The organism is Oculatella sp. LEGE 06141, from assembly GCF_015207605.1.
Taxonomy (GTDB): Bacteria; Cyanobacteriota; Cyanobacteriia; order Elainellales; family Elainellaceae; genus Oculatella.
Map to the genome: position 1 here is coordinate 1 of NZ_JADEWO010000051.1, position 23,366 is coordinate 23,366.

Sequence of the window (23,366 nt, forward strand, 5' to 3'; positions counted from 1 at the left end):
GAGTGATGGTGATGGTGGGGGTGGGAGTAGGGGGCGCGGCTTGTCGTGAGGTGTTGAGTACAGCACTCACTACTGCCCACGCTGCAATCCCAGTGACGATCGCTAATCCGGCGGCGATCGCCACCACAGCCCAGGGGTTATCCCAAACGGACTCTTCTCGTGGTTCTGGAATGACCGGATCGGCACGACGAGGATAATTAGCGCTTTGAGACACCGGATCGGGACGGCGACCCACGGCCAGGGTTTGCATCCTCGATACTTCGGTGTTGCTGGGCAGATCGGGGCTGGCGGGTTGGGCTGGCAGCGTTGCCGCTGGATTGGCCGACAAGTGTAGCGCCTGAGCCACCTCGCTAACCGACTGGTAGCGATCGCCCGGACGATGGCTCAGCATTTTGTTTAAGACTTGAGCAAAATTAGGACTGATGTTGCTGCTGGCATAGCGCTGCCAAGTCCAACTCAGGCTGTGATCGTCATAGAGATCTTGCGGCTCTTTCCCGGTCATGAGGACGATCGCCGTCACCGCCAGCCCGTACAGGTCGCTATTAGGATAGGCTCGTCCCGTTTGCATCTGCTCCGGTGGGGCATAGCCCAACTTGCCAACCGTGGTGGCCTGCTGCACCGTATCGGGCTGCTGAATTCGAGTGGCAATTTCTTTAACAACGCCAAAATCAATCAAGACGGGCAGATAGTCTTGCTGGCGCAGCATAACATTGTCGGGGGCAATATCGCGGTGAATGATGCCTTTAGCATGAATGTGAGCCAGCACTGGCAGGAGTTGTCGCAGCAGTTGCTGCACTTCCGCTTCCGAGAAGGTAGTATGCTGAGCCTTGCGCTCATTCAACAATTCGCGGTAAGTTTTGCCTTCAACGTAGTCCTGCACCAAAAACAGGCGTTCGTTTTCTTCAAACGTGGCTCGAAATTGCGGAATTTGTGGGTGTTGAATCTGGTACAAAATGGCGGCTTCTCGTTGGAATAGCTCTTTCGACTTTTCCAGCGCATAAACGCCGCTCTGCGTTGGAATAAATTCCTTTAAAGCACATCGCTCGTTGAAGCGTCCCTGGTCTTCTGCCAGATAAGTGCGACCAAATCCGCCCTGCCCCAGGATGCTGAGGACACGGTAACGATTTTGCAGAACAGTCCCGACAACAATGGGTGATTGCATGACAGAGTGATCAGCCTTGACGTTCAATGCGAGACACCAGCATAGCCAACTGGGGTAGCCACCTGACCGTGAGCCAGGCTCAGAATCAGCTGAATCTTGAGCCTATCGCAGACTCAAGCAGTTCGCCAATAGCCATCCTGCTAAAAACGGATCTACTTATAAATTGAATGGATTCAGACAACGGCTAGTGAAGTAAGGAATGCATCATAGCAGTAAATTGAATCACCGCCTGATGGGGTTCATATTGCTATACGCCGACGCGCATGGGATAACCCTGGCTATCCGGGCAACCCACGCAACCGGAACAGCAGAAGCTGCGTAAATTGAGCATCGTTAAAGTTATCGTCGCTGACCAGGATCAGGCTATAGGAACCATCGGGTAGTTGAGGTCCCAGGGTCATGCCTTCAAGGTTATCCAGTGGCAGGTCGAGATCGGCTAAATCGAGCAACAGCCGTTTGCGAATCGGCGTAATGCCGCTGATGTCTCCACCCAGGCTGGGAATGCTTGACGTGTCTGTTGCGCCTCCTGTGGCAATTTGGTAGATTCGCGCTCGAATGCCTGTCCAGCCAAAGGCACGCTCCAGGCTGAGGAAATGCCCACCTTGATCTAAAACGACGAGTTCTGTCAGGCCGTTGGCGATCGCCCCATCCGGGTCTGGGTCGAGCAGATAAGCATGTTCCGAAATCAGCGTGGGGACATCTTCCCCCACCAGATAGTGCAACAGCCTGATGCGAGCCGATGCCGATTCATCATCAGGAGGGGCGATCGTCCGATCTTGGTGTAGCGATGATTCGGTTGCCGTAAACAGACGAAATGGCTCCAGCCAGTTGGGGCTAAAGCCACCCGGATTAAGGGTCAGCGCTTCAAACCCCAGGTTCTCTTGCACGCCAACGGGCTGCTCGTCCACCTCATTTGGTAGATAGCGAGTGGGAATCGGCAGGCTGTTCTGCAAGCGTCCGGTTTCCAAGTCATATTCATTCACAAACGGCGGCCAGTTCTGGGATGGAATGCCCTCGCTCGAGATGAAGACCGACTGGCGAGGCGAGAGCGCAATGCCTTCGGGATCAATCGTGCCTGCGGTGTAGGGTTCGCCGTTGGCTTGGCTCAGAACCGTAACATTCTCAAATACTGCATCAGCAATGCCAACTTGCTCAGGATTGCTGGAGTCTAACACCAGCTTCATGGTGTAAAATCGGGCGGGCGATCGCTCACTTCGATCGTCGGACAGCACATAGAAGCGATCGTTCTGGCGATCATACGTCAGGGCAGATAACCCCCGCACGGGCGTATCGGCAACGGTTGCGGTTGGGGCTACCTGATACTCATCTAAAAACTCTAGCGAGAGGTTGAGAAAAATTCGTTCTTCGGCGCTAACCTGCGGCAGGGAGCAGCCGTTCAACACCAACATTAACCCCATCAAAATGGCGATCGCTAACCCTGTTCCCCCCTTCTGCCACAGGGGTTTAGTTCCAGTTCTGTTCAGAAGCATCCTTAAATCAACTGCTAAGAGGGCATAGATCTCCAGCCTAGCAGCGTAACTGCTTCTGTTGGTTTCTCCTGCTGTGGAGAGGCAAGCGAGTCACAGTAACGATTTGCAACTGTTCGTGGTTATAACTTGATCTGGTGGACGTACTTCTCTGCCAGTGATCCCATGCGCTCTTGCAGTGCCGCTATGATGCGTCGGTTCTCGTCTGTCCAGATTCTCGGCAGGTCAAATACGCACGGTTCAAGAATGCCAAACAGGTGTCCGTTGTTGTAAATCGGCGCGTGAATTAATGCTCTGTGTTTAAAGCTTTCCTGCTCATAGGCCAGGTTCACCAGCGCTGGCCCTCCTGTTTCAATGTCGTCAACAAATACCGCTTCTGCTGTGCGAAAGGCGATCGCCATTAATGGATCGGTGTCTGCAATGTCGTCTGCCTCGATCCAGCTCGCTCCGGCCAGGTTGTCCCACTGGGGATCAGCGCAGAAGCAGTGCGTCACCGAGCCATGTCCGGTTTCAGGGTTGCGGAGATACAAAAAGGTGCGATCGCACGCCAACACGTCACAAATAGCTGGCATCAAGGCCGTCAGTAGCGCATCCAGGGATTGATCCGTAGCGAAAACCGATTCTAACCGGGGCGGTAGTTCATACTCAATCGAGGATCTGGGTGTCATAGTGTTGTATCTTGTCTCACGCCTTGACTTGCTCCGATGGACAGCCAGGCTGTCGCTTTGCTTCTAAATAGTCAACAATGATGGTTTGAAACCGCTCCTGGCCAAATGCTGGATAGTGCCCGGGATACACAGTCTCTACTGGCAACTGTTGCAGCCGTTTATAGGTATTGATGTACGTGGGAACATGGCTGCAATGCAGTTGATCGAGCAGTTCCCCGTCGTAAATGACATCCCCTGAGAACAGTGCTTGAGCCTGGGGATCATACAAGGCAATACATCCTGGAGAATGCCCCGGCAAGTGCATTACCTCAAAGGCGCGATCGCCCAAATCTAAAATATCTCCTTCTTGCAGGATTTGCGTTGGTTCTGCCGATCGCAGGGTGTATTCGGTCACGGTGAACCCTGCATGGGGTTGCTGCTCAAAATGTTCGTCTAATACCCAACCCTGTTCTGGAGAACAAAGCGCTTCGTAGTCATTACCCGTTCGCAGGGCTTCCGCCTCGGCCGCATGAATAGCCCGTTGCTCAAATTCGTACATGCCGCCTGCATGATCAAAGTGAACGTGGGAGGCGATCGCCAGCAGCGGCTTATCGATTAATGAGGCAATGTGTTGACGCAGGCTGGCTACGCCCAACCCGGTATCAATCAACAAATCTTGAGTTCGCCCTTTGATGAGCCACAAATTAGCGCGGTTCCACCAGTAATAGTGCGGTTCACTAATTAAGTACAGGTCATCACTAATTTGTTGAGTGGTAAACCAGCGATCGCAAACAGGTTTCATAGCAAAAGGGATGAGGTAGACATTGACGCACTAAATTGAAGAACTGCAACGAAGCCAACCAGCTAGCTGGTGTCAGAAATGCTGCGCTCCAGGAGTCCCTATCAGAAGTCCAGTTCGCCCATCGCCCCAGTCCTTAGCTTTATCCCCAACCTCAGGCTTTCTCCTGGGCTGCTTTCACAAAAGTTGGCTCCAATAATTGACTAATCGTTGCTTCAGACGGCGGCTGTGGAATCTGGTTTTGATCCTTGAGGAACTGACCAAGCGCATCCATGTGTCCCAGCAAATAGACCTCGCTTTCAGGATTGCTGAGCATCTGGATGTTGTCTTCCAGAGTGGTGAGTTTAACGCCCTGAAGCTCGGTTGCCACATCTTCCGGCGACAGCTCTAGCCGTCTGCCTGCAATTTCGTAGGCTTCGTCTGGATTGGTTTCAATAAACTCAATGCCCTTCAAAACACCATCCACAAACGCCTGCATCCCTGCCGGGTTAGCTTGCACAAACTCCGGGTTGAAGATGTACAAGTCTACGATCGCCGTTGGCATCTGGGTGGTGTCGTAAATAATTCGTCCATCCGGTTGGGCATCGTTGGCCTGTTTCAAAAAGGGCGAATAGGTGACGGCAATATCTGCCCGTCCCGCCTGGTAGGCCGCCGCCGCTGCATCCGGGGAGAGGTTGGTAATTTCAACATCATCGGCAGTCAGTCCCGCTTCTTCTAGCACTTGAAGCAGGAAGAAATGGCTAACGCCTCCCACTTCTACCGCAACACTTTTTCCTCTGAAGTCGGCAATGTCTGCAACACTGTTGCGCGCTAAAATGCCATCGCCACCGTTAGACGTATCAGCCACCATCACCACTCGAAAATCCTGCCCTTTTGCCGCCAGAGCAACCGCCTCAGAGGTCACGTTGTTCTGTCCATCCAGTCGGCCTGAGGCAAAGGCTGCGTCAATTTCTCCAGTGGTACTCATGACTTTGTAATCTAAATTGAGTCCACTTTCCTGAAAAAATCCCTTTTCCAACGCAATATAAAACGGTGTATAACCAATCCAAAGCGTGCTGGCGGTGGTCGCTGCAATGGATTCTGCCGGAGCGTCTGCTGAGGCAGACGTTGCATCTGAAGAGGTTTGGGGCTGCTGGGTACACGCGTGTAACGCCAAACCGCCTGCCAGTCCACCCATAATCCACAGGGTTCGACGACGAGTGATCATCTGAGGCATTTGATTCATAAGGGTAGCGCTCCTCAATAGGTAAGACTTGAAGCAGTGTTAAGCACATTAAAGGGATTTCAACCCTGGGAAAATGTCACACAAATTACACTTTTGGGGCGATCGCGCATTAGTTGCCCGCTTCGGTATCCGTCAGCAATTCCAGGCTGGTAAACGGTAGTGTTTACCACGGAAATCCGCTGCAATAGTCAGTAAGCCCATAGGTAAAGAACGAGGGTTGAACCATGACGTTGTCTTCACTGAATTGCTGGCAACCGCGATCGCTCTACCAAGAAGCTACAACGCTTCCGGCAGAGATGTACACATCAGACGAGATCTATCAGCTCGAAAAAGAACTCATTTTTGGCAAAACCTGGTGCTATGTCGGTCATAAAAACCAACTTCAAGGAAACGGTTCATACTTCACCGTAGAGCTAGCAGAACAGCCCCTGGTAATCGTGCAAACGCAGACAGGTGACCTGCGGGGATACTTCAACATTTGTCCTCATCGTGCTGGGCCTGTCGCCGTTGGCAGTGGCACCAGTCACCATTTAACGTGCCTGTATCACGCCTGGAGTTTTGATCTAAGTGGCAAACTGCGCGGCTTGCCAGATATGGAACTGGCCGAAAATTTCGATCGCGATCGGCATGGCCTACAGCCCATCCAGGTCGATACCTGGGGGCCGTTCATTTTCGTTAATCTCGATCGGAACGCCGCGCCGCTGTCGGTGCAGTTGGGAGAGTTGCCAGCGCTATTTCAGCACTACCGCTTTAGCGAATGGGCACGGGTTCATAGCGTTGACTACTCAACGGAGACAAACTGGAAGCTTTATGTTGAAAACAATGTGGAAAGCTATCACGAGTTTTCGGTTCATGCCAGCATTGCCAAATACTATAAAGCAACCCGGGCAGAAGCCAGACATTATTACTATCTGCAATATGCTCCGTTTCCTCCGGATGATGATGCCTACACCATGCCAGCCGATCGCTGCTTTGCCGGGTTAGGTGAGGTCGAACGGAACGGCAAATGGACGGTGAGCTTCTTTCCCAACTTTGCCTGGATTATTCGTCCCTGGATTGCCATCATCTATCTCATTGATCCTCAAGGGCGATCGCGCACTCGTATTCGCTGGGATTGGCTCGTTCCAGATACCGAAAGCGCCAAAGCGCCAGAGAACCTGGAGCCGCTGATTCAGTTTTTTGACACCATTCAACAAGAAGATTTGCGCTTGCTGCCAGAGATTCAAAAGCGAATTCACTCGCTGGGCTATCGCCCCGGTCGGCTTTCTCCAACGCGCGAAATGGGTACGCATCTCTTTCAAGAGCTGACAATGCAGCATCTCGCGTCCGGCTTTCAACCCAAACTCGATTGATGTGAGATACGGTGCTCGGTGATTGTCCAGGTTAGTCTAAACCTGTTGCAGGCGACTCGCCTGGTGATGCGCTCGCAGGGCTGGCCTGCGCTGGTGTGGCGCTGCCGGGAGACACCGGAACCGTATTAGCCGCAGGGGGCATACTAATTTGCTGGTATGTCATCCGCGCAATGTTTCGAATCAGGTCTTGGGCGCGATCGTCATTGTGAGGGCGTTTCATCATCACCGTGACCACATACCGCTTGCCGTTAGGCACATCAACAATGCCGGTATCGCCCACCATAGAGCCAATATCGCCCGTTTTATGGGCAATGACGGCACTTTCATCTAAACCAGCCGGTAGCAGTGTATCGGTCACGGTCTGCCGCATAATGTCGAGCAGGCGATCGCGCGATCGAATGGAGAGCAAATCTCCTTGCGTCACCATCAGCAGCAGGTCGGTTAGCTCCTTGGGTGTCGTAACGTTGGTTCCTTCCAGATCCGGCAAAATATTGTGCAAGGTTGTTTGAGTCAGCCCCCACTGCTGAAATCGCTGATTCAATACTTCTATGCCGCCCAGTCGGCGAATCAACATGTTGGTGGCAGTGTTGTCGCTGATGGTGATCATCTTGGTCGCCGTTTCCAGGGCGGTGAACTCAGTGCCAACATCCTGGTACTGCATATCACCCGATCCGTCAGCCACATCAGCCGCTTGCATGGGCAATCGCTCGTCCAGGCGAACTTTACCGGCATCCACATCCTGAAGGAACGCCACCAGGACAGGCACTTTAATCATGCTGGCTGCTGCAAAAACAGTCGTGCCGTTGACATTGAGGTAGTTTCCGGTATCCAAATCCATCAAAAACACCCCAGCCGTCAATTCGGGAAGGTCGCTGTTCAGGGCTTTAATTTGCGTCGCGAGTGCCGTCATTTCGCTACCCGGCTTCAACATACTTAACGCTGAAGCGGCGTTACTGGGTGTTGCATCTCGGCTCAAGGCTGAATGGGGTTGCCCCGGCGGATTTGCAGACGCAGCATTGAGTCCCATCTCGGAGGCTCCTGCCGGATAACGTACCGCAGGATTCCATACGGACAAAAATGTGCCAGCGATCGCCCCAATACCTACCCCCAAAATCAACAGGCGAGTGGCATAAACCAGTACCGATGATGACCGTCGCGATCGCCGCTGGTTTGGTCTGGTGCGTCGAGATGATGCCACCGCAAGCTGAGGCTTGGCAGTCCTGGAACGTTCAACGGCCTTGGGCACCAGTTGAATCACGTCATCCGCCCGGCGTCTTCGCAGCAGCGATCGCGCCTCTGGCCGTTGCAAAGGCTGGCTCAGGGAGGTCGCCCTCTGTCGGGCAGATGGACGCGTCATTCCAGACGACTGGCGAGCCGCATTGCGAGATAGGGAATTTGACGCTTTAGCAGTCGTTGCCGTAGGCGTTCTAACCTCCGGTAGCCGAGGCGAGCCGTCCCGTTTCGTCGGCAGGGTGACAGCCGGACGAGGTGTTTCGCCAAACAATAAGTGACGCAGGTTAAAACGAACATTTGCCGCTGCCGCATCATTGGCTGTTCGCCGAATGCTGGGCTGAGCAATCAAGCTACTCTGTCGAATGGGCTGATTGCCATAGTCAGCCCCAGATGCATCCGAGCGGTATCGCGCGGTTCGTTGCTGAAGCGGAACGGATGGCTGAGTTCGCGCATTCGCTTGTCGGCGAGTTAGGCGACGTCGTCGCGGTACCCCAGGTTGATTGCTCTGTTCCAGCACGAATCATTCCTCCGACACAGGTAGATTAATGAAGTCATTAGCATAGCCCTAGATGCGGTTGCTAATAACGTCTCTCACAAAAATTACCCCGAAATTATCCTGAAGTTTCGATTCTGTCTAGCTTTCTTTTTTTTGGCGGTCGCTCTAGCAGAATTCTCAGTCCCACTGTTATTTCAACCATAGACTGCCAGTCCACCATTTAACAGGCGTTTCAGGATTGCTGGAACCACTGTACTCAAATCTTTGACGGTTCACTATTCGAACCTTCCTACAGGTACCATTCAGACAAATTCGAATCCTACATCTATAGGGCTACACTCAACTCACAACGGGCATTGAGTAGCATTTAGCTTAGGAATTAGGATTTTGTTTAAGTGCCCACTCCATCTGGCTAAGAATGCCTCGCAACATAGCCAGTTCTGTTTCAGAAAGATCGGCACGATTGAACAGTTGTCTAAACTTTTCCATGCGACTGGTCGCCGTATGGGGATACAAGTAGCCAATTTTTAGCAGCAATGCTTCTAACTGCTGATAATAGCCTTCCAGGGCATCCAGCGATACCAAATTCAGCGATCGCGCCGCAGACGGCAAAGTACCTGGATGCGATCGCGCCGCTGCTAAAGACGCTTCTCCACCCTGGCAATTCGTTGCCATTGTGTAAAGTTCGTAGCAGCAAATGGCAACCGCTTGCGCCAAATTAAGAGATGAATAGTCAGGGTTAGACGGAATCCGCACAAAGCGCTGGGCGTAATTGAGTTCTGTGTTGCTCAACCCCCGGTCTTCGGGGCCAAAGATTAGCGCCGCCTCAGCGGTTTCGCCTGAAGCACTTCGGTTTAACAACCAGGGCAACCCGGTTTTAGGCAACTCCAGCGGTGCTTCAAGAGTTCGACTCCGTGCAGTAGTGGCGATCGCTCGTTGGCATCCTTGTAATGCATCTGGCAGCGTTGCTACCGTCAGAGCCGATTCCAACACATCTGCTGCATGGACGGCCATCTGTCGTGCTTCTGCCCCCACCGGATCGCACTGCGGATTGACGAGTACCAATCGGTGCAAGCCCATGTTTTTCATTACACGGGAAACGGCTCCCACGTTCAGCGCCCCGGCAGGTTCAACCAAGACTATCCGTATCCCAGTCAGTGGATTGTCGCTCATTGAATAACTGTAAGACTCTCCGCAAGATGTTAGGTTTTATATAGAATTTTGCATGGTACACCTTACCCTTTTACACCCTAGCCCCGAACGTTTGTTACTAATGGGACGCTATCGTTCTAAATCCGATTTACCTACTAAGGTTTGTCCTGTTTGCCAACGTCCGTTTACCTGGCGCAAAAAATGGGAAGATTGCTGGGATGAGGTGAAGTATTGTTCTGAGCGCTGTCGGCGACGGCGATCGCAAGCATAACGCCAAGCGTTAAAGGAAATCGTTTAGTCATCCCCCAAATTACTGAACCCAACTACTGAGTGAAATTCGCTTCTGTTTCACTCATACCGCTCGTTTTTGTGAAAACGAACCCGTCATACGAAACCATTGCCCAGCCTCTTAGTTTATTCAGTGAGCAGATAGTTATGCAGCAAATAGTGCAGCCAAAGCTAATCATTCATGGTGGAGCAGGCAGTTGCCTCAAAGGTAAAGGTGGAGCGGATGCCGTGCGGCAATCCTTGCATCGGGTCGTCCAGGAAATTTATGCGTTGCTATTGGCAGGTGAAAATGCTTCATCCGCAGTGGTGAAAGGGTGTCAACTCCTGGAAGACGATCCTCGATTTAACGCAGGGACAGGCTCTGTCTTACAGTCCGATGGACATATCCGCATGAGCGCAGCGTTGATGGATGGCACCAGACAGCGTTTTAGCGGCATCATCAACGTATCTCGCGTCAAAAATCCGATTCTGTTAGCGCAAACTCTGCAAGAGGGAGACGATCGCGTCCTGTCTGATTATGGAGCCGCTGAACTGTTGCGTGAACTTCAGCTTCCTCCTTACGATCCAACCACTGAACTGCGGTTGCAAGAATGGATGTTAGAGCGGAAAGGAGACTTTAACAGAGCAATGGCCGGAGTGGTTGCTGAACGAGAACTAGTTACTGAATCCAACGCAGGACGGGGAACGGTCGGCGTTGTGGCGCTCGATAGCCAGGGGCAGTTGGCTGCGGCCACCTCAACCGGGGGAAAAGGGTTCGAACGAATTGGTCGCGTCAGCGACTCGGCCATGCCCGCTGGCAATTATGCTTCGTCCGATGCTGCTATTAGCTGTACGGGCATTGGCGAAGATATTATCGACGAATGTTTGGCGGCTCGAATTGTAGTGCGGGTAACAGATGGGTTGCCTCTGGGACAAGCGTTCGAGCGATCGTTTTTAGAAGCACACCGCAATCAAAGAGACTTCGGCGCAATTGGCATTGATGCTCATGGCACCATTGCTTGGGGCAAAACGAGCGAAGTGCTGCTAGCGGCTTATCATAACGGGCAGACGATCGCTGATACGCTGAACGCAGATCTGGGAATGCAGACCGCTGTAGGCTAGCTTTAACCTGGCGAGCATTAAGGGCAATTGGTGGGGCTTAACTGAGGATGGTTTAGAGGATGGTTCAAAAGTAGCAACTAGGCTGCATTTGCTTCCTGATTCCGGTGTACCCAGCGGCTCTTACCCGTGTGAACCAAAAATAGGGACGCTTCGAGTCACACCCAGCACTTTCAAAACATCCTCTTAAGCCAACCAGTTCCAGGGTGAGCCAAACAAATCAAGATAAGCTTTGTAAAGATGGCAGGCGCTCCTGCCGCAGCTTGCTACACTTCAACCACTATTGCAGCGTAAATCATTATAATTCGGCAGTTTTGGGCTAAAGCTGTAGTCAGTTTCGGCGTCTAGCTCCTGGCTGGCTATGAAACGGTTTAAAGCTCAAAAAATACGAAAAATCGCTGCTACTCCCTTAATTTGGGCTGAGTTTGTCCTTGCCAGCGCTATGGCACTTGTCAGTCATTCATGAGATTTTTGTGAAGTCCACCTTGATCATCAAAAATCTCCGGCTTACAATGCTAATCTATAGTCTGAAGAGTCCTTTTTAGAATTAGGTGTGAGGACACGATAATGTTATCCAAAGTTCTTTGGAACTCTCTGCTGGTTACTCCAGCCGTCTTAGGTGCTGCTCTGCTGTCAGCTAATCCTGCGCTCGCTTCGGATGCTCAAGGCGTTTCTGAGTCCGCAGACGCTCTACTGACCGAGTTAACCGCAACGTCTGAATTAGATACGCTCGAGTCTGTATTGCAAGCAGACACTACCTCTATCAACGAAGTAGTTCCCGCTGCTGCTGTTTCTAACGTCGCACCTGAATCTCCAGTTCAGTTGGCTCAAGTTTCAACCGAGCAAGCGGCTCCGGCTGCTTCCACTAGCGTTGACTCTCTGGATCAAATCAACCAGTATGCCAGCGAGGGCAACCAGAACGTTCAGGGTCAAGTTACCTCTATTTCTCAGCTTTCCGACGTTCAGCCTACCGACTGGGCATTCCAGGCTCTCCAGTCTCTAGTTGAGCGCTACGGCGTTATCGCTGGTTACCCGGATGGTACCTATCGCGGTAACCGAGCCATGACCCGTTATGAGTTTGCAGCCGGTTTGAACGCTGCTCTCGATCGCGTCAACGAATTGATTGCGGCTGGTTTGGCTGATGCTGTTACCCGCGAAGATTTGGCAACCCTTCAGCGTCTACAAGAAGAGTTCGCTGCTGAGTTGGCTACTCTGCGGGGTCGCGTCGATGCGCTTGAAGCTCGCACCGCTGAACTGGAAGCAAACCAGTTCTCCACCACGACTCAGTTACGTGGTGAGACCATCTTCAGCGTCTCTGGCGTGATCGAGGAAGACGATTCCTTTGATAGCCAGGTCACCTTTGGGTATCGTGCTCGTTTGAACCTGGACACCAGCTTCACAGGCGACGACTTGTTGACCACTCGTCTGCAAGCACGCAACATTCAGGACTTTGATAGCGACCCCGTTGGCTTCTCCTACTCTGGCGATAGCGATGGCGATTTCGAGATCGACAACCTGATCTACTCGTTCCCAGTGGGCAACCGAGTTCAGGTCACGATCGGTGCGAACAGCATGGATATTGATGAATTTGTTGCTAGCACCATCAGCCCTCTAGATAGCTCTGGTAGTGGTTCTGTTTCCAACTTTGGTTTCCCACAGCAGTATGCGATCGCTGCTACTGGTAATGCTGGTGCTGGTGCCATCATCCAGTTGACCGACAACCTGAGCCTTGACTTTGGTTACACCGCTGGCGAGGCGGCTAGCCCTGATGCTGGTAGCGGTTTGTTTGATGGCGACTACAGCGCCATCGGCCAGCTAACCTTCTTGTCGGATGCCATTGATGCTGCTCTAACCTTTATCCACTCCTACAGCGGTGAAGACTTCAGCGTTGATGGTAGACCCGGTGTGGCAAACACCTACGGTGGTCAGGTGAACTTCAAGCTGTTCCCTGCTCTCCAGTTGGGTGGTGGTGTTGCGTTCTCCAACATTCAAGGTATTGGAGCTTCTCCAGACTTTGAAGCTTGGAGCTGGCAGGTTACGGCTGCTCTTCCCGACTTTGGCGGCGAAGGCAACTTGCTGGGTATCCTGGCTGGTGTACCTCCTTACTCTCGTGACTTGATTGACGAAACCTCCTTCCTGGTTGAAGGTTTCTACAAGTACCAGTTAACGGATAACATCTCTGTCACACCAAGCATTATCTGGATCAACGATCCATTCACCAGCGACATTGATGACACCTTCATCGGTACTCTTCGTACTACCTTCAGCTTCTAAGAAGTTGACTGTGGCAGAACGATGAAGCCGTTTAAGGTCTAAGGTTTCATAGCATTGATAACGCCCAGGGTCTAACCAGATCCTGGGCGTTTTTTGACGCTACATCTTGAAACAGAACCCATAGCTTTGCGAAAACGGACTTGGGGAAGGTGATTGGGGCGGCAATTGCTAAAATCTAGTCATCGATACGGAGAATCTGCCAAACCCCAGTGGAGAACCGGGGTATACTAGAGAGAGTCCTATAAACCTCAGGCTCTCAAGTGGCTGAGTTTAGCCAAGGCCATAATGTTTATTGGGATCAGCCCATTGTCCTTGATCTATCTTGCTTGTGGAACTCTCCTGCAAAAGCGAATATGCGCTGCTAGCGCTGCTAGAATTGACGGCTCATTACAACGGTGGAGAGCCGCTTCAGATTCGGCAGATTGCCGCTGAACAGAATATTCCAGATCGATATCTTGAGCAACTGCTTGCTACGTTACGACGATCTGGGTTGGTACGAAGTCAACGAGGTGCGAAAGGAGGCTATCTTCTGGCGCGAGAGCCTTGGAAGATTACCCTTTTAGACGTGGTGAGCTGTATTGAAGGGCTGGATTCTCAGCCACCTGAACCCAATAAAGATCCAAAATCCGTTGAAGGTATGATTGTTTGGGAAGTTTGGCAGGAAGCAGGTCAGGCTGCGGATGCCGTTCTTCAAAAATATACGCTTCAGGATTTAGCCGAGAAACGAGATTCCAGGCAACAACTCGACCTGATGTATTACATCTAGATCGAGTGTTGGAATGAATAACGAATTTTGATTGCTGCGTCTGATGCGGCAATGCAAGCCTTGTGATTCAAAATTAAACCGCTTAAAGCTATGCGTATTGCTCAAGACATTACTAAATTGATTGGTCATACTCCGCTGGTTCAACTGAATCGAATTCCGCAAGCTGAAGGGTGTGTTGCCCAGGTGGTGATCAAACTGGAAGGGATGAACCCTTCGGCCTCCGTGAAAGACCGAATTGGCATCAGCATGATTGAGGCGGCAGAGCGGGAAGGATTGATTTCGCCAGGGAAAACGGTGCTAGTAGAGCCAACGTCGGGCAATACTGGTATTGCTCTGGCAATGGCGGCAGCGGCGAAAGGATATCGTCTTGTTTTAACAATGCCTGAAACGATGAGTTCCGAGCGTCGCGCTATGTTGCGAGCCTATGGGGCTGAACTAGAGTTAACGCCGGGGATCGAAGGGATGGGGGGATGCATTCAGCGGGCGCAGGAAATTGTGGACAGCACACCGGATGCTTATATTCTGCAACAGTTTCGCAATCCCGCTAATCCTCAAATTCATCGAGAGACTACCGCGCTTGAAATTTGGGACGATACAGATGGGCAGATCGATTTTCTGGTCGCTGGTGTTGGAACCGGAGGCACGATTACAGGGGTTGCCGAAATTTTGAAACAGCGTAAGCCTGGGTTCAAGGCGATCGCCGTTGAGCCTTCGAGTAGTCCTGTTCTGGCAGGTGGCAGGCCGGGGCCGCATAAAATTCAGGGGATTGGTGCCGGGTTTGTGCCGCAAGTGTTGCGCGTTGATTTGATTGACGAAGTGATTGCAGTGCCTGACGAAGAGGCAATTCGTTACGGTCGTCGGCTGGCGCGTGAAGAAGGATTACTGTCGGGTATCTCTAGTGGTGCGGCATTAGCAGCAGCGATTCAGGTGGCACAGCGGCCAGAAAACGATGGCAAGCTGATTGTGGTTGTGCAGCCTAGTTTTGGTGAACGCTATCTCAGTACTCCACTGTTCCAAGATCCAGAGTTGGTTGCTGTAATGGGAGGCTAACGCAGTTGATTTGCGATCGCAGCAACTGTTACGACCACTGCTTACAATGTGCTTATGGCACATTCTTCCAACCATTATGAGACGCTGGACATCAGCCCAACGGCAAGCCAATCAGACATTAAGCGTGCTTACCGTCGTCTAGCCAAGCAGTTTCATCCGGACACGAACCAGGCAGCGACGAGCCATGAGCAAATCACGCAGATTAACGCCGCTTACGAGGTTTTAGGAGATCCGCAGCAACGAAAATCGTACGATCGCCAGCTCAACTACCAGACTCAACTAGAAGCAGTTGGGGTTGAGGTGAGTTCGTCGGCCAGCGATCGCCAACGGCGAGCCGCTGCCGCGCAAAGCCAGTATCGCCGCCGTCACCGTTCCGGAAGGGACAGTGATGAGCAGTTGCAGCAGTGGCTTCAGCGAGTCTATCAGCCCGTTAACCGGATGCTGTCCCAGATATTGAATCCGCTGCAAGATCAGCTAGATGACCTGGCCGCAGACCCGTTTGATGATGAATTGCTTGAAGACTTTCAGTCCTATCTGGATGATTGCCGAATTGATTTACAAAAAGCGCAGGGGCTGTTCCGCTCTATGCCTAACCCCTCCACGGTGGCTGGTGTTGCGGCTCACCTCTACTATTGTTTGAATCAGGTCGGAGATGGCATTGACGAGCTAGAACGGTTTACGTCAAGCTACGACGAGCACTATTTGCATACTGGGCAAGAGCTTTTCCGTATTGCAAACGGGTTGCGGCGAGAAGCCCAAGGAGCCATTCGAGACTTTCGCTAGCAGCGGATGCGTTCTTTAAAGGACAGCTACAGTTTGGAAATGGTATCAGAGGGTAGAAACCGAAAGCCTCACTTTCGCTTTTTTAAGCCACAATTTATAAAGTGCTAGTGTATTGAATTCTAGCGCCTGTTTTTTTGTTTCTCGGCTTTCTGCTTATGCCTCTGCCTATTGTTGCTATTATTGGTCGCCCAAATGTGGGCAAATCTACGCTTGTCAACCGTTTGGCAGGGGTGACAGATGCGATCGTTCACGATGAACCGGGCGTAACCCGCGATCGCACCTATAAAGAAGCCTTTTGGCGCGATCGCGAATTTTTGGTGGTTGATACGGGCGGCCTGGTCTTTGACGACGATACCGAGTTTTTGCCCTTCATTCGCGAACAGGCAATGGCGGCGCTGGCTGAAGCAAGTGCTGCCATTCTGGTGGTTGATGGGCAGGCGGGGCTTACGGCCTCGGATGAATCGATCGCCACCTGGTTACGGCAGCAATCGGTGCCGATCGTACTGGCGGTTAACAAATGTGAATCGGTTGATCAAGGGCTTGTCCAGGCGGCTGAGTTCTGGAATCTTGGCCTGGGCGAACCCTTTCCTGTGTCGGGTATTCATGGCAATGGTACAGGAGAATTACTCGATCAGTTAGTCATCCATCTGCCGCCTGCGTCCGAGATTGAAGCAACAGATGAGATCAAGGTTGCGATCGTAGGGCGGCCAAACGTGGGCAAATCAAGTCTGCTCAATGCCTTTGTGGGGGAAAACCGTTCGATTGTCAGCCCCATTTCTGGAACCACCCGTGATGCGATTGACATGGTCGTTACACGACGGGAACAGCGTTATCGGTTAATTGACACGGCTGGCATCCGCAAAAAGAAGCAGGTTGAATACGGCCCTGAGTTTTTTGGTATCAACCGGGCGTTCAAAGCGATTCGTCGTGCGGATGTTGTGTTGCTGGTCATTGATGCCCTGGATGGGGTAACCGAGCAAGATCAGAAATTAGCCGGACGGATTGCTGAAGACGGTCGTGCCTGTGTTCTTGTGGTGAACAAGTGGGATGTGATCGAAAAAGATTCGCACACCATTTACGAATACGACAGAACGATTAAAGACCGTCTGCACTTCACCGATTGGGCAGAGGCCATTTACGTCAGCGCCATGACCGGGCAACGGGTTGAAAAAATTCTTGACCTGGTTGATATCGCGGCAGAACAGCACAAACGCCGAGTCAGTACCTCTGTGATTAACGAAGTACTGGAAGAAGCGCTGAGCTGGCATACCCCACCCACCACCCGGCAGGGGCGGCAGGGCAAGATTTACTATGGCACTCAGGTTACCAGTTATCCACCGACGATCGCACTGTTTGTGAACGATCCCAAGCTATTTAACGAAAACTATCGACGATATATCGAGCGGCAGTTTCGCCAGCAACTAGGCTTTGCCGGGACTCCGATTCGGTTATTATGGCGAGGCAAGAAACTGCGCGAGATGGAACAGGGCACCCCTAACCGCGCTACTCGCGTTAAAACCGTCTGAAGTTCGTCAACTGTCTTGCAGTTGAGGGCGAAAATCAACAGTTAATCGATAAGGGTCAGTCGTTCAGCGTGCCAAAGCACATGACGTTGCGCCTTCAACCGACTTTCCTCTACGCATAGCTTTAGGAATGGATTTACTGCGATCGCTTCCCATTGGTCTTTACCTGGAACAACCGCTCACCTGGTTGCACAAGCTCGATCCCCGTGTGAAATTGCTCTGGTTATTGGGCTTTCTGCTGACTCCGATTGCAGCCAATCCATTCTGGCGACTCTTGTTAGTGGGGTTGTTACTTCTACTCACTGTTGCCGCTCGCATTCCGTTTCGTGTTTGGCGGCGACAAATGGGGCTGATTATGGTGTTCAGCCTGCTGCTATTTTTGGTCACCATGCTGGCTCCCGATGGAGTTAATGTGGCTCACAAGCCGCGTTTGCCGCCAGACGAACTGATCCTCTCTCAAGCAACAGTGGCTCCAGGCCGTGCCGCCGACCCGGAAAATGACCCACTGGCGATCGCCAACCTGCCGCAGCCAACCGATTATCAATATGTTTTGTTCGATCAAGGTGCGGTTCACATCACTCGTCGGTCTGTTGAACTCGCCGTTCGGGTTGGCGCGTTGATGTTCACCTTAATTTACAGCACCAATCTCTACCTGTTAACCACTGCGCCAGAGGAAATTACCGCTGCGCTGGACAATTTGATGCAGCCCCTGCGCCGCTTCAACGTGCCGGTTACCGAAATTGTATTAACTCTGACCCTCTCCCTCCGGTTTATTCCACTGGTTTTGGAAGAAGTGCAGAACTTAATTCGCTCGGTTAGGACAAGAGCGATCAACTGGAAGAAGTTGGGATTGCGGGGCACAAGCCAGGTTTGGATTATGGTGGGCGAGAAACTAATCGACAACCTGCTGCTGCGGGCTGAGCAAATTGCCAGCGCGATGCAGGTGAGGGGGTTTACCAGCCCAAACCGCCATCGCGTCAGGTGGCATCAGTTTCGCTTGAGGTCTCTAGATTGGTTTGTAGTCGTAGGGCTGGTTGGGTTTGTGGTGGTTCGGGTGGTTTGGGGCGGCACGTAACGGTGAGCAGTTCTCACGCTCCTGGCCGCTGGAGTCAGGCATGATAAATACACTGCAACCCTGGTATTGGCGATCGCTTCCCCTCCATCGCCGAAGCGGCTCGGATGTGTTCGATGCGCTGTTTCGCTCAGCAACAGCAGCAAATCCAGGGGCGATCGCAACACTGCTAGAAAGTCCTTGTCCAGCAACTCAAGCCGAGCGGATTAACGAAGCACGATACTCTATCTGCGCTGGAGCGCCGCGCCAAGTAGACGGACAACCGCAACTGTGGACACCGCCGTTGGGTACGATCGTGCCCTGGTTGCGATCGCGCTTGCAAGACCTATCGCCCTGTGCCGAATCAGCACCGCCGCTGCCGTTTACGGGAGGGTGGCTGGGTTGGCTGGGGTATGACCTGGCCTGGGAAATTGAACAACTGCCCTCTCTCAATCCTGATCCGTTACCCTTCCCGGTTGCGTGTTGGTATGTTCCAGAAACCTTTGCAGTGCTGGATCATTGGGAGCAAGTTGTGTGGCTGGCGGCCAGCGATCCCAATCAGCTTGATCTGCTGGAGCAGCAGCTCACGAAAGCGTGCAAGGCAGAGCGTCATCCGCTCAACACGTTAGAGCCAAACACCGACCCGTTTCCTGCGGCTGAGTGGTCTGCTAAATTGCACTTCGCTACCTCCCAACGCCAGTATGAAGCAGCGGTGCGACGAGCAAAGGACTACATTCAGGCGGGCGATATCTTTCAAACCAATTTGTCGGTACGGTTTGGGGTACACACTCACGCCAGTAGCTGGTCAATTTATCAAGCCCTTCAGCAAATTAACCCGTCTCCCTTTGCGAGCTATTGGCAAACCCCCTGGGGTGCGATCGCCAGTTGCTCACCCGAACGGTTGGTTCACTTACAGGACCAAGTTGCCCAAACTCGGCCAATTGCCGGGACGCGATCGCGTGGTGCAACTCCGGCTGCCGATCGGCAGCTTGAACAAGAACTGCTCGCCAACACCAAAGAGAATGCAGAGCACATTATGTTGGTTGACTTAGAGCGCAACGACTTAGGGCGCGTCTGCCGGTGGGGATCAGTTCAGGTGAACGAGTTGCTCACCATCGAACGCTACAGTCATGTGATGCACTTAGTCAGTAACATTCACGGATACCTGCACCCTGAGCAAACGGCGATCGACTTAATCTGCGCCATGTTTCCTGGGGGAACCATTACGGGTTGTCCCAAAGTACGTTGTATGGAAATCATTGAGGAACTAGAACCGATTCGTCGTAACCTGTTCTACGGCTCGTGCGGCTATTTAGATTGGCGAGGACAGCTTGACCTCAACATTTTGATTCGGACGCTGCTCTGCACTTCTGCATCGCCTGATCACCTTGACCAGACGGTTTGGGGGCAAGTTGGTGCTGGGATTGTAGCCGACAGCGATCCGTCTAACGAATGGCAAGAATCCTTACAAAAAGCGAAAGCCCAACTGTTAGCCATTCGCTTGGCCGAACACTCTAACTAAGGGTTGAATTGCATTAAATAAGGGATGCGATCGCCTCAAACGCTGCGTCAAATGTACATTGATATACAGAAAAAATACGGTTTACGTTATCTCACTCACGCAAGTTATAGTGCACAGATATTACAATTCGTCTGGACTCTCAACCATCAGCCAATTGGGAGTGATTTTGGCCTAAGAAATACCGTAATTTTGTAGCAGAGTGGCACACTTTCTCATACAGTAGTGAAATAGCTGTGCAACCAAATTGTATTTAGCATCTGCCGTGACCTCAAAAACGATTTCGATGTCATGCTCACAACACACATCGTTTTGCAGACCTCTCGTTATCGTTAATCCATTTGATATCCACATGTGTTTCGCTGACAAATACCATTTTTTGACTCAATGTTAAACCCAGCCACTACTGAGACAGCCCAAGTCCGAATGAGTACCGAAATCTATCTCAATCATCCGACCTTTGGTTTGCTGTATAGAGTGTGTCTGGTGGAAGAGAGCCGAGAACTGTTTGCCACCCTCTACGCCCAGCGTTTGTTCTTCCTGGTCACTACCAAGCCAGACGGAATCCATTTTGATCCAATTAGTCGAACAGATGCACGGATCATGGTTGAAAATCGGCTCCGATACCTGCGCCGTAACGGGCAGCATCAAGACCTCAGCTCGTTACAGGTGGTGCATAAGCAAACATTTCAGTAGTTCATGAGCCTTATTGGCAGAGCGGTTGGGTAACGTATGGGCAAGGCTTTCGTTCTCTCGGCGTTTGTAGCACCAGGAAAATAGGCGGTTGCCCGGTCGTTCAGGAGACAATGTAAGGGGCAGGAATGACAGGTTCTCTCTCGACCAATGTAATTGCCGAACGGATTCGCCGAATTCAGCAGACTTTACCAGATTCAGTTCGGCTCATTGCGGTTACAAAACAGGTTCCAGTAGAGGCAATTCGGTTTGCTTATGAAGCAGGGCTGCGAGATTTTGGCGAAAGCCGTATTCAAGAAGCCGCTGAAAAACAGGCGAAACTGCACGACCTGCCCAACATTACCTGGCACTTGATCGGGCACTTGCAAAGCAACAAGGTGAACAAGGCGCTCGACCACTTCCAGTGGATTCATTCGTTAGATAGTCTGAAATTGGCGCAGCGGATTGATACACTGGCCGCTACGCTTGGCACAAAGCCCAACGTTTTGCTACAGGTCAAGGTTCTACCCGATCCAACCAAGTATGGATGGACGGTCGATGACCTGCTAAGCGACCTGCCCGCTTTGGATCAGTGTTGCAATATCAACATTGTGGGGTTGATGGCTATCCCGCCCTACGGCCTCAGTTCCACCGAAACCTTAGCCGTTTTTAACCGTACGCGTGAATTAGCAGAAAAGATTCGACAGCAAGACTGGTTGCATATTACAATGCAGCATCTCTCAATGGGGATGTCGGAAGACTATCCGCTAGCGGTTCAAGCTGGGGCAACGATGATCCGACCGGGAAGGATATTGTTTGGCGAAAGAGGGTAGGCTAATTCGTTGAGTCTGCCCGATCCTTGACCTCATAACTATTATTTTTCCCATGCAATGTTTGCTACATTTTTGTTGTTTGATGGGTTGATGTCATTTAATCAAGCCCTTTTACTGTCAGCAACTCTATTTGTAAGGTGGCAAACCATTGCAGATTTTTTCATCAGCGTTTCAGTAGAGCCTTGAATTTAGAGAATTGATGTATACTAATGTCTCAATCAAACGAGCGACTAACAGGGTGTTCGTGAATCCAATCTCCTGGTTTAAGGCATTAACCTTTTTTTAAGCCTTATATCAATCTAAAAGCCTCAATCGAGTAGTAGCTTTTTTGATGAACTGGTGTATTCTGTTTTTGTTTGATATCTGTCGATTAGAGGCTGATTTCTTGAGCTAACCCTATCGTGATGGAGCGTGAACAGTGAATAGCATTTTTTCGAAGCTACGAGACTTTGTTGGTTTCAACGACCCTGCTGATTATGAATACGAATATGCAGAAATGGATGGAGAGGAGTATCAGAATCTTTATCAAGAAGAAAATACTCAGCCTGTAGCAGAAGAAGAACCTCGTCGTCGTCGGATGCGCGATCGCGCCATGCTAGCCTCTGAAGCTGGAGTTGGAACTACTATGAGTAATGTGATCGGAATGCCTGGAGCGGTGAACGGTATGTCTGAGGTTGTGGTGATGGAACCTCGGACATTTGAAGAGATGCCACAGGCAATCCGGGCGCTGCGCGAGCGCAAATCGGTTGTGCTAAACCTGACGATTATGGACCCAGACCAGGCGCAACGGGCAGTAGACTTCGTTGCTGGTGGAACCTATGCGATTGATGGCCACCAGGAGCGGATTGGCGAAAGCATCTTCTTGTTTACGCCGAACTGTGTCCAGGTCAGCACCCAATTGGGCGGCACAAATGAATCGCCTGCACAGCAACAGCCTCAGATGCGTACGGCTCGCCCAACCGCGCCATCTCCTGCGTGGACTGCTGATGCTCGGATGGCCTGAAAGTTTACCAATCCTTGTCGTTACGGCTTAGGAGACAGCGAACCAGTTGTCAGTCAAACTTGGGATGATAGGTGGCGGGGTAATGGGAGAAGCTCTCTTATCCCGCCTCGTTGTTCAAACAGTAGTGACACCAGATTCGATTCTGGTGAGCGACCCGGTTGCCCAGCGGCGAGAGTATCTGGCGGAGCAATATGGCGTGAACGTTACGGCAGACAATCAGACCGTTGCGGCTGAGTCAGACCTATTGCTGCTGGCTATTAAGCCTCAGGTTTTTGATCTGGTGGTGGCTCCGTTGCAGCTCAAGCGACCTGAGCAACTGGTGATTTCAATTCTGGCGGGTGTTCCGTTAAATCGACTGGAATTAGCATTTCCAAATCAGCCTGTGGTGCGGGCGATGCCCAACACGCCGGCAACCGTGGGGGCAGGAATGACCGCGATCGCATCGGGGCACCATGCAGATGCAACCCATCTACAGCGAGCCAGACAGGTATTTGAAGCCGTTGGTGAGGTGGTTGAAGTCCCCGAAGCGATGATGGATGCCGTCACGGGGCTGTCTGGTTCGGGGCCAGGATATGTCGCCGTTATGATTGAGGCTTTGACCGATGGTGGGGTTGCGGTGGGGTTGCCCAGAGCTGTTGCGGCCAAACTGGCGTTGCAGACCGTGCAGGGAACCGCAGAATTGTTGCAGTCTACCGGGATGCACCCTGCTGAGTTGAAAGATCGCGTTACCAGTCCTGGCGGTACGACGATTGCGGGGATCGCTCATCTAGAAAAGTCGAACTTTCGCTCGGCACTGATTGAAGCGGTGCGAGCGGCTTATCAGCGTTCTCAAGCCTTGGGGGAATGACCTGCTCGGAACCTCAAGAATTGAATCAGCCGCAACGAACACAAGACTAATGCTGATTTATCCTGAGAGCTGAAGCACAATTGACCTGATTGGGTTAAATAAACTT

21 protein-coding genes are annotated in these 23,366 nt (G+C 51.8%); 14 read left to right on the forward strand and 7 right to left on the reverse strand.

What is annotated here, in order from left to right:
• The 5 genes from IQ268_RS24825 to IQ268_RS24845 form a co-directional block, all read right to left on the reverse strand.
• A partial coding sequence (locus IQ268_RS24825) for a serine/threonine-protein kinase (RefSeq protein ID WP_193884865.1) occupies positions 1-1,162 on the reverse strand: 1,162 nt, incomplete at its 3' end.
• A gap of 278 nt (positions 1,163-1,440) precedes the next feature.
• On the reverse strand, positions 1,441-2,652 hold the full coding sequence (locus tag IQ268_RS24830) for an esterase-like activity of phytase family protein (RefSeq protein ID WP_193884867.1): 1,212 nt from the start codon (positions 2,650-2,652) through the stop codon (positions 1,441-1,443).
• A 119-nt stretch (positions 2,653-2,771) separates the two neighbouring features.
• On the reverse strand, positions 2,772-3,317 hold the full coding sequence (locus IQ268_RS24835; protein ID WP_193884869.1) for a GAF domain-containing protein: 546 nt from the start codon (positions 3,315-3,317) through the stop codon (positions 2,772-2,774).
• Positions 3,318-3,333: 16 nt separating this feature from the next.
• Positions 3,334-4,098 carry an MBL fold metallo-hydrolase gene (locus tag IQ268_RS24840; RefSeq protein ID WP_193884871.1) on the reverse strand — a complete coding sequence of 255 codons (765 nt, stop codon included), beginning with the start codon at positions 4,096-4,098 and terminating at the stop codon, positions 3,334-3,336.
• A 151-nt stretch (positions 4,099-4,249) separates the two neighbouring features.
• On the reverse strand, positions 4,250-5,320 hold the full coding sequence (locus IQ268_RS24845) for an ABC transporter substrate-binding protein (RefSeq protein ID WP_228035694.1): 1,071 nt from the start codon (positions 5,318-5,320) through the stop codon (positions 4,250-4,252).
• A gap of 224 nt (positions 5,321-5,544) precedes the next feature.
• On the opposite strand from IQ268_RS24845, the gene IQ268_RS24850 reads away from it, so the two are divergent.
• The gene (locus IQ268_RS24850) at positions 5,545-6,672 is read left to right on the forward strand and encodes an aromatic ring-hydroxylating dioxygenase subunit alpha (protein ID WP_193884873.1); all 1,128 of its coding nucleotides are present in this window, start codon (positions 5,545-5,547) and stop codon (positions 6,670-6,672) included.
• A 31-nt stretch (positions 6,673-6,703) separates the two neighbouring features.
• On the opposite strand, the gene IQ268_RS24855 is transcribed toward IQ268_RS24850, so the two are convergent.
• Both IQ268_RS24855 and IQ268_RS24860 read right to left on the reverse strand, forming a co-directional pair.
• Positions 6,704-8,422 carry a serine hydrolase gene (locus IQ268_RS24855; protein ID WP_339383561.1) on the reverse strand — a complete coding sequence of 573 codons (1,719 nt, stop codon included), beginning with the start codon at positions 8,420-8,422 and terminating at the stop codon, positions 6,704-6,706.
• 351 nt (positions 8,423-8,773) lie between these two features.
• Positions 8,774-9,574 (reverse strand): RNA methyltransferase, encoded by an 801-nt coding sequence (locus tag IQ268_RS24860; protein WP_193884875.1) that lies wholly within the window; start codon positions 9,572-9,574, stop codon positions 8,774-8,776.
• Positions 9,575-9,674: 100 nt separating this feature from the next.
• Between IQ268_RS24860 and IQ268_RS24865 the strand changes: the two genes are divergently transcribed.
• From IQ268_RS24865 to proC, 13 genes are all read left to right on the forward strand, one after another.
• Positions 9,675-9,824, forward strand: coding sequence for a DUF2256 domain-containing protein (locus IQ268_RS24865; RefSeq protein WP_193884937.1), 150 nt, complete (start codon positions 9,675-9,677; stop codon positions 9,822-9,824).
• A gap of 164 nt (positions 9,825-9,988) precedes the next feature.
• Positions 9,989-10,942 carry an isoaspartyl peptidase/L-asparaginase gene (locus tag IQ268_RS24870; protein ID WP_193884877.1) on the forward strand — a complete coding sequence of 318 codons (954 nt, stop codon included), beginning with the start codon at positions 9,989-9,991 and terminating at the stop codon, positions 10,940-10,942.
• A 564-nt stretch (positions 10,943-11,506) separates the two neighbouring features.
• Positions 11,507-13,213 carry an iron uptake porin gene (locus IQ268_RS24875; protein ID WP_193884879.1) on the forward strand — a complete coding sequence of 569 codons (1,707 nt, stop codon included), beginning with the start codon at positions 11,507-11,509 and terminating at the stop codon, positions 13,211-13,213.
• A 328-nt stretch (positions 13,214-13,541) separates the two neighbouring features.
• The gene (locus tag IQ268_RS24880; protein WP_193884881.1) at positions 13,542-13,979 is read left to right on the forward strand and encodes an Rrf2 family transcriptional regulator; all 438 of its coding nucleotides are present in this window, start codon (positions 13,542-13,544) and stop codon (positions 13,977-13,979) included.
• A 90-nt stretch (positions 13,980-14,069) separates the two neighbouring features.
• Positions 14,070-15,029 carry a cysteine synthase A gene (cysK, locus tag IQ268_RS24885; RefSeq protein ID WP_193884883.1) on the forward strand — a complete coding sequence of 320 codons (960 nt, stop codon included), beginning with the start codon at positions 14,070-14,072 and terminating at the stop codon, positions 15,027-15,029.
• A 54-nt stretch (positions 15,030-15,083) separates the two neighbouring features.
• On the forward strand, positions 15,084-15,812 hold the full coding sequence (locus tag IQ268_RS24890) for a J domain-containing protein (RefSeq protein ID WP_193884885.1): 729 nt from the start codon (positions 15,084-15,086) through the stop codon (positions 15,810-15,812).
• Positions 15,813-15,967: 155 nt separating this feature from the next.
• A complete protein-coding gene (gene der / locus IQ268_RS24895) occupies positions 15,968-17,338 on the forward strand; it encodes a ribosome biogenesis GTPase Der (RefSeq protein WP_193884887.1) in 1,371 nt (456 codons plus the stop codon).
• Between the two features lie 127 nt (positions 17,339-17,465).
• On the forward strand, positions 17,466-18,410 hold the full coding sequence (locus IQ268_RS24900) for an energy-coupling factor transporter transmembrane protein EcfT (RefSeq protein ID WP_193884888.1): 945 nt from the start codon (positions 17,466-17,468) through the stop codon (positions 18,408-18,410).
• Between the two features lie 40 nt (positions 18,411-18,450).
• Positions 18,451-19,908, forward strand: a complete 1,458-nt coding sequence (locus IQ268_RS24905; protein WP_193884890.1) for an anthranilate synthase component I — start codon at positions 18,451-18,453, stop codon at positions 19,906-19,908.
• Positions 19,909-20,331: 423 nt separating this feature from the next.
• Positions 20,332-20,601, forward strand: a complete 270-nt coding sequence (gene pipX, locus IQ268_RS24910) for a transcriptional coactivator PipX (RefSeq protein WP_193884892.1) — start codon at positions 20,332-20,334, stop codon at positions 20,599-20,601.
• Between the two features lie 125 nt (positions 20,602-20,726).
• Complete coding sequence (locus IQ268_RS24915) at positions 20,727-21,410, forward strand: YggS family pyridoxal phosphate-dependent enzyme (protein WP_193884894.1); 684 nt, start codon at positions 20,727-20,729, stop codon at positions 21,408-21,410.
• Between the two features lie 418 nt (positions 21,411-21,828).
• Positions 21,829-22,413: a cell division protein SepF gene (locus tag IQ268_RS24920; RefSeq protein ID WP_193884896.1), complete on the forward strand. Its 585-nt coding sequence runs from the start codon at positions 21,829-21,831 to the stop codon at positions 22,411-22,413.
• A gap of 46 nt (positions 22,414-22,459) precedes the next feature.
• Positions 22,460-23,260 carry a pyrroline-5-carboxylate reductase gene (gene proC, locus IQ268_RS24925; protein WP_370584699.1) on the forward strand — a complete coding sequence of 267 codons (801 nt, stop codon included), beginning with the start codon at positions 22,460-22,462 and terminating at the stop codon, positions 23,258-23,260.
• Positions 23,261-23,366 lie beyond the last annotated feature (106 nt).

Excerpts from the sequence above, each read along its gene's own strand:
- IQ268_RS24890 (WP_193884885.1), top strand. The coding sequence starts at position 15,084 with ATGGCACATTCTTCCAACCATTATGAGACGCTGGACATCAGCCCAACG.
- cysK (WP_193884883.1), top strand. The coding sequence starts at position 14,070 with ATGCGTATTGCTCAAGACATTACTAAATTGATTGGTCATACTCCGCTG.
- IQ268_RS24845 (WP_228035694.1), bottom strand. The coding sequence starts at position 5,320 with ATGAATCAAATGCCTCAGATGATCACTCGTCGTCGAACCCTGTGGATT.
- IQ268_RS24865 (WP_193884937.1), top strand. The coding sequence starts at position 9,675 with ATGGGACGCTATCGTTCTAAATCCGATTTACCTACTAAGGTTTGTCCT.
- IQ268_RS24840 (WP_193884871.1), bottom strand. The coding sequence starts at position 4,098 with ATGAAACCTGTTTGCGATCGCTGGTTTACCACTCAACAAATTAGTGAT.
- IQ268_RS24870 (WP_193884877.1), top strand. The coding sequence starts at position 9,989 with ATGCAGCAAATAGTGCAGCCAAAGCTAATCATTCATGGTGGAGCAGGC.
- IQ268_RS24850 (WP_193884873.1), top strand. The coding sequence starts at position 5,545 with ATGACGTTGTCTTCACTGAATTGCTGGCAACCGCGATCGCTCTACCAA.
- IQ268_RS24875 (WP_193884879.1), top strand. The coding sequence starts at position 11,507 with ATGTTATCCAAAGTTCTTTGGAACTCTCTGCTGGTTACTCCAGCCGTC.
- IQ268_RS24830 (WP_193884867.1), bottom strand. The coding sequence starts at position 2,652 with ATGCTTCTGAACAGAACTGGAACTAAACCCCTGTGGCAGAAGGGGGGA.
- pipX (WP_193884892.1), top strand. The coding sequence starts at position 20,332 with ATGAGTACCGAAATCTATCTCAATCATCCGACCTTTGGTTTGCTGTAT.
- IQ268_RS24905 (WP_193884890.1), top strand. The coding sequence starts at position 18,451 with ATGATAAATACACTGCAACCCTGGTATTGGCGATCGCTTCCCCTCCAT.
- IQ268_RS24860 (WP_193884875.1), bottom strand. The coding sequence starts at position 9,574 with ATGAGCGACAATCCACTGACTGGGATACGGATAGTCTTGGTTGAACCT.
- IQ268_RS24900 (WP_193884888.1), top strand. The coding sequence starts at position 17,466 with ATGGATTTACTGCGATCGCTTCCCATTGGTCTTTACCTGGAACAACCG.
- IQ268_RS24915 (WP_193884894.1), top strand. The coding sequence starts at position 20,727 with ATGACAGGTTCTCTCTCGACCAATGTAATTGCCGAACGGATTCGCCGA.
- IQ268_RS24835 (WP_193884869.1), bottom strand. The coding sequence starts at position 3,317 with ATGACACCCAGATCCTCGATTGAGTATGAACTACCGCCCCGGTTAGAA.
- der (WP_193884887.1), top strand. The coding sequence starts at position 15,968 with ATGCCTCTGCCTATTGTTGCTATTATTGGTCGCCCAAATGTGGGCAAA.